A 5,718-nucleotide genomic window follows, 5' to 3' on the forward strand; every position below is an offset into this window, starting at 1 on the left:
GGATGGAGTGCTGCACCGCTCGCGCTCATGCTCGTTCCCGTACAGGCGTTTGCCCAGGACACGCCCGATGCGGCGAGTGAAGCGGGTAGTGACGAGATCGTCGTGACCGCGCGACGCGTCGCGGAAAATCAGCAGGATGTGCCGATGTCGCTGACGGCGATTTCGGGCGACACGCTGCGCGAGCAGAATGTCACGATGGTGTCGGATCTTGCGCGCCTCGTTCCTTCGCTCAACTTTTCGACCGATCTCAATCGCAACAATGTGACCTTTGCGATGCGCGGGCAGCGCGAAACGCGGACGTCGGCCGGCACGGGCGGCGGTCCTGCCGTGGTTGCCTATTTCGCCGAGGCGCCGTCGCGTGCGATCGGGCCGGGACAGTTTTTTGACCTGCAGAATGTTCAGGTGCTGAAAGGCCCGCAAGGCACGCTGTTCGGTCAGAACACGACGGGCGGCGCGATTCTCTTCGAACCCCAGCGGCCGACGAACGATTTCGAAGGCTATGTGATGGGCACGGTCGGCAGCTACGGCCGCCTCGACATCGAAGGTGCGGTCAATGTCCCGATCGTCGAGGACAAGCTGCTGCTCCGGGTCGGCGGCCAGACGCTCAATCGCGAGGGCTTCACCAAGGACGTCGTCACGGGCAAGGATTATGACAACCGCCATGCCTGGTCGACGCGGGCGAGCTTGCTGTTCCGCCCGTCGGACCGGTTCGAAAATTACACTATCGTCCAGTTCTCGGGCTCGAACGAGAACGGCCCTGGCGTCGTTCTGGTCGAAGCCAATGCGAACCATCTCCCCTTCGGCGCTCCTCTGACTCAACTATTGGCGCAGCAAGAGGCCCGGGGCGTCCGCGATGTTGCATTGAGCTCGATCTCGCGCGACCGCACGCGGCAACTCGGCGTCATCAACCGCACGACGTTCGACGTCTCGGACGCGCTGACGCTGACCAACATCTTCAGCTACACCAACTACCGCACCGACAGCGCGCGCGACGACGACGGCACGATCCTGCCGATCCAGGATTCGAACGGAGCATGGAAACCCGGGACGTGGAACAGCGACCTCAACTATCTGACCGAGGAATTGCGCTTTTCGGGAACGCTGGGCGAGGCGCTCAAATATCAGGTCGGCGGCTATTACGACCGCCTGTCGCGCGGCGGCCAGATGACTTATTCGCAGAATCTGCAGACTGCCGCGACCAGCTCGCAGGTCGATGCCGATGCGAAGGCGACGTCGAAGGCGGTGTTCGGGCAGCTCGGGCTCGATGTCGGCAAGCTCGTTCCCGTGCTCGAAGGCCTCAACCTGACTGCGGGCTATCGCTACACCTGGAATGACTTCGCCTTCGGGCTGACCCTGCTCCAGTATCCCGGCATTCTGCGCCCGCCGCCCGAACCGGTCGCCGGCACGCCGTGCTTCGCGCCGCCGGGCAATGTCTTTCCGGACTGCGAGGTGCGGGGATCGGGCAAGGACAAGGGCGACAGCTTCGTCTTCGGCGCTGACTATCAGATCACCGACGATGTCATGATCTTCGCCAACTACAAGCGCGGTTACAAGCCCGGCGGCTTCAACCCGATCATCGCGGCGTTCGGCGGCACGCCCGACAATCCCTTCTACGGCTTCAAGCCCGAGACGGTGAACACCGCCGAAGTAGGGCTCAAGACGAGCTGGTCGATCGGCGATGTGCGCGGACGCTTCAACGTCACGGGCTACAGCAGCAAATACAAGGATATCCACGCAACGGTGCCGGCGATCGTCCCACCCTTCACCGCGACCGCGATCCAGAATGCGGCGAGCGCGACGATCAACGGGATCGAGGCCGATGCCAATATCAGCATCCGGCGCTGGTTCTCGATCGACGCGGGTTACAGCTATACCGACGCCAAATATGACAAGTATCTCGTCGCCGACCTCGACCCGACGAAGCCGCCGACCGATTTGTCGGACCTGCCTTTCGTCTTCACGCCGAAGCATCAGTTCAATGTCGGCGCGAGCCTGACCTTGCCGTTTCCGGAAAATGTCGGCGACGTCGTTCTGCGCGGCACCTACAGCTGGCAGGACCGCATCTATGCCGGCGACACCGACCCGACGCAGCCCAGTTCCTTTATCAACTCCTACGGGATTTTGGGCGCGCGGCTCGATTGGGAGAATGTCCTCGATACCAAGAATGTCGACTTGTCGATTTTCGCGACCAACCTTGCCAACAAGACGTACCGCATCGCGGTGATCCAGCAGTATAATGCGAGTGGCTATACCACCGCGCTATATGGCGAGCCGCGGATGTACGGCGCGTCGCTGCGCGTTCGCTACTGAAGCGAGGGAGAGGATATATGAACAGAGCCCGTTTCCTGACTGCAGCCGCGGTCTGCGCTTCGCTCATGCACGGTCAGGCGGTTGCCTATGCCGCTGCGCCCGAACCTGCCGTCGCCGACGCGCGCACTGCGATGGTCGACAACCCTTGTCCGGCGCCCAAGCCGGTCGACGCAGCGACGATCGCCTTTGTCCAGACGCTGGTCGAACCCGGCGCGAAGTTCACGCCGCCGCCGCCGCTGCCGAAACCCGAAAACCCGATGCAGGACTGGGCCAACCTCTGTCGCTATCGTGCCGACAACGCCGCCGTGACGGCGCGCCCCGACGTCGTGTTCATGGGCGATTCGCTCACCGAGCTGTGGAAATATGCCGATCCCGCCTTCTTTGGCGACGGCCGTATCAACCGCGGGATCAGCGGCCAGACGAGCGCGCAGATGCTGCTGCGTTTCCAGGCCGATGTGGTCGCGCTGAAGCCGCGGGTGGTCCATCTGCTGACGGGCGGCAACGATATCGCTGGCAATGCGGGGCTGACGAGCGAGCAGGTTTTGAAGGACAATGTGATCGCGATGGTGACGCTGGCGCGCGCCAACGACATCAAGGTCGTGCTGGGGTCGATCACCCCGATCGAACGCGTCTGGTGGGCGCCCGATTTGCGGCCGGGCGGACAGGTGAAGCAGTTCAACGCCTGGCTGCGCGACTATGCCCGTGCCAACGGGCTCGGTTTCATCGACTATCATGCCGCGCTCGCCGACAGCGCGGGCAATATGCCGGCTGCTTACGCCAATGACGTGGCGCATCCCAATCGCAAGGGCTATGCGCTGATGGAACCCGCCGCGACGCGCGCGCTCGACGCCGCGCTCGGCAGATAGGGGTGGTGATGGGGAGGGGATATGCCATGAACCGGATTTTTCCGCTTCTCCTGCTCGCTGCAGGGATCGCACCCGCCGCGTCGGCGCAGGAGGTAAAGGCCCCGTGGCCGGACTTCCTCTCGGCCGAAGCGAAGGCGGGGCTTTCCGTCGACGCCGCACGCCAACCCGAACCCGCGACGATGGAAGGACGGCGCGAGCGATCCGAAGCGATCCAGCGTGAGGTCGGCCTGCCGCGCCTCGCGCGTCATGGCGTCGTGATGAAGGATGATGTGATCGCGGGAATTCCCGTACGCATCTTCACGCCTAGGAATGTCACGGCCAAGGGGCCGGTCCTGCTCAACCTTCATGGCGGCGGATTCATGGTCGATTCGGGCTCGATCACCGAAAATGCCGATGTCGCCGCGCTGACCGGATATCGCGTCGTTGCGGTCCGCTATCGCCTCGCGCCGGAACATCCTTTTCCTGCCGCCAGCGATGATGCACTGGCCGTCTATCGTGCGCTGCTGAAGGATCATGATCCGCGCCGGATCGGGCTTTACGGGACGTCGGCAGGGGCGATCCTCTCGGCCGAGCTTGTCGCAAGACTGCGCGCCGAAAAGCTGCCGCAGCCCGCCGCGCTCGGCTTCTTCTCGGGTGCCGCCGACCTGTCGAAGCTCGGCGATTCGATCGCGCTGTTCGCCGATCGGGCGGCGGTGTCGGGGCTCCTGCAATTCTATTCGGGCGGGCGGAAGCTCGACGACCCGCTGTTGTCGCCGAAACGCGGCGATCTTGCCGGCTGGCCGGCAACGCTGTGCGTTGCGAGCAGCCGCGACTTCCTGATGAGCGACACCGCCGAATTCTGTCGTGCGCTCGACGATGCCGGCGTTCCGGCACAGCTCACGCTGTTCGACGGGCTGCCGCATGCCTTCTGGGCCTATATCGATGCGCCCGAGAGCGATGCGGCGTTCAAGACCATGGCGCGCTTCTTTACCGCGCGTCTCGGAGGAAAGCCGTGAAGCGTCTGTTCCTTCTCGCCGCGCTGGCGGCGACATCGTCCGCCGCTGCGCAGACCGCGGTGCCCGCTTTCACCCTGCCGGCGTCGAACCAGCTCAGCGACGAAGCAAGGCAAGTACTTGAGCGGATGAAGGGGGCGACGGCGCCCGCCGACATTGCCACCGACATCGCGAAACAGCGCGCCTTCTATGGCCTGTATAATGACGAACGGCTTGCCGAGATGCGAAAGCATTTCCGGACCCGCGAGCGGCGCGAGACGATGAACGGCGTTACGGTCGACATCGTCGAGCCCGAAGGCGGGATCGCGAAGGGCAATGCGCAGCGCGTGTTGATCAATGTGCACGGCGGCGCCTTCATGTGGGGTGCGGGCAGCGGTGCGCTCGTCGAGGCGATTCCGGTCGCCGCCACGATGGGCGTGAAGGTGGTCACCGTCGATTACCGGATGGCGCCCGAGCATCGCTATCCGGCGGCGTCGGAGGATGTGACCGCGGTATACCGGGAGTTGCTGACGCAATATCGCCCCGGGAATATCGGCATCTACGGCTGCTCGGCGGGCGGAATCGCGACGGCGCAGGCGACCGCATGGATCCGCAAGCAGGGGCTGCCCCGCCCCGGCGCGATCGGTACTTTCTGCGGCACCGGCGCGCCGATGTCGGGCGATAGCCCCTTCGTCGCAGGGCCGATAACCGGCGAGGCGCCTTTCCCCGCGCCGGCGCTGCCCGATACGCTTCCGATCCCCTATATGGCGGGCGTCGCCGCGAACGACCCGCTTGCCTATCCGCTGACGTCGGACGCCGAGGTGAAGGCGATGCCGCCGACGCTGTTGCTCGCGGGCGGGCGCGACTTTGCGGTCAGCGCGCTGACGCTGGCGCACCGCCGTCTGGCGGCGGCGGGGGTGCCGAGCGAACTCCATCTTTTCGACGGGCTGCCGCATGCCTTTTTCGTGTGGCCCGACATGCCCGAATCGACCGAAGCCTATCGCCTGATGGCCTCCTTCTTCGACCGGCATCTGGGACGGCGCGCGCGCTGATGCGGACGCGCACTATTGTCACGCTGGCGCTGACTTATGCGCTGCTCGGCCTGCTGATGAACAGCGTCGGTATCGTGATCCTGCAATCGATCACCCATTTCGGCGCGACGAAGCTGATGGGGTCGACGTTGGAGGCCTGCAAGGACCTGTCGGTGGTCGTCGCCTCGTTCCTGCTGGTCGCCGCGGTTCCGGCTTTCGGTTATCGCCGCTCGTTGACCGCGATCCTCGCGGCGATGGCGGTCGCCTGTCTGTTCGCATCCTTCGCGACGGGTTTCGCGGCGATGCAGGCGCTGTTCGTCGCAACCGGCCTGTCGTTCGGGATCACCAAGATCGCGACCTATTCGACGATCGGCCTCGTCGCCCGCGATCCTGCCGACCATGCGAGCATCACGGGTCTGGTCGAAGGCGTCTTTATGGGCGGCGTGCTGGCCGGTGCGTGGATTTTCGGCTGGTTCATCGACATCGGCGACTGGCTGCGTGTCTACTGGCTGCTCGCCGCACTTTGTGCGGTGATGGCTA

The 5,718-nt window shown here is 64.6% G+C and carries 5 protein-coding genes; all 5 read left to right on the top strand.

Going from position 1 to position 5,718, the window contains the following annotated elements; genetic code table 11:
* The coding region (locus tag VGD20_RS04385) for a TonB-dependent receptor (protein WP_331133281.1) at positions 1 to 2,310 on the top strand (2,310 nt) is incomplete at its 5' end.
* 17 nt (positions 2,311 to 2,327) lie between these two features.
* A complete protein-coding gene (locus VGD20_RS04390; RefSeq protein ID WP_331133282.1) occupies positions 2,328 to 3,176 on the top strand; it encodes an SGNH/GDSL hydrolase family protein in 849 nt (282 codons plus the stop codon).
* 26 nt (positions 3,177 to 3,202) lie between these two features.
* On the top strand, positions 3,203 to 4,171 hold the full coding sequence (locus VGD20_RS04395; protein ID WP_331133283.1) for an alpha/beta hydrolase: 969 nt from the start codon (positions 3,203 to 3,205) through the stop codon (positions 4,169 to 4,171).
* Complete coding sequence (locus VGD20_RS04400; protein WP_331133284.1) at positions 4,168 to 5,199, top strand: alpha/beta hydrolase; 1,032 nt, start codon at positions 4,168 to 4,170, stop codon at positions 5,197 to 5,199. The genes VGD20_RS04395 and VGD20_RS04400 overlap by 4 nt, the downstream gene beginning before the upstream one ends.
* The coding region (locus tag VGD20_RS04405) for an MFS transporter (protein WP_414714540.1) at positions 5,199 to 5,718 on the top strand (520 nt) is incomplete at its 3' end. The genes VGD20_RS04400 and VGD20_RS04405, both read left to right, overlap by 1 nt.

This window comes from Sphingopyxis sp., from assembly GCF_036402335.1.
GTDB lineage: Bacteria > Pseudomonadota > Alphaproteobacteria > Sphingomonadales > Sphingomonadaceae > Sphingopyxis.